This is a genomic window from Brevibacillus sp. MER 51 (assembly GCF_023714195.1).
In the GTDB taxonomy this organism is placed as follows: Bacteria; Bacillota; Bacilli; order Brevibacillales; family Brevibacillaceae; genus Brevibacillus.
Genome location: NZ_JAMAUS010000058.1, coordinates 1 through 456 on the forward strand (window position 1 = coordinate 1; position 456 = coordinate 456).

Annotated in this window: 1 protein-coding gene; it reads left to right on the forward strand. The window is 27.0% G+C overall.

All coding sequences use genetic code 11. The annotated features are described in order from the left end of the window. On the forward strand, positions 1-456 hold a 456-nt coding region (locus M3630_RS30605; protein WP_251254672.1), incomplete at both ends, for a chalcone isomerase family protein.

Genomic DNA, 456 nt, shown 5'->3' on the forward strand with positions numbered 1-456 from the left:
TCTCCAACCCTAGATAATTTAAATAGTGAAAACGAAATAAAAAAATTCTTTTTTGAAACTAACCATTTAATTCGTTGGAAGAAAAATCTAAATGATTATCGAGATTTAAACACTAGGTATGTCAAACTTGCCGATATAATTTCATTTAAAGACAACAACTTAACCCTAGATTTATTTGCGAAAGTCTATTTTAAATTGGCATTTTTAGGTTTAGATGAAAAGTCAGCCTTTAATAATGAACTTTTATCAGGCGAAAATTTATACAAATTTATTGAGTTGAAAGATTTACTGGTAAATCCACCTAAGATAACAGAAGTTTTGGCTAGACTTAAAACAGATTATGGTATTGAGTTAAAAAATAGAGCAGAGGTTCAAGAATATTTTGAAGATGAGAGAATTAAGAAGTTCAATGCTTTAATTGATGAAAAGTTTACGATTGAAAATATCATTGATTTT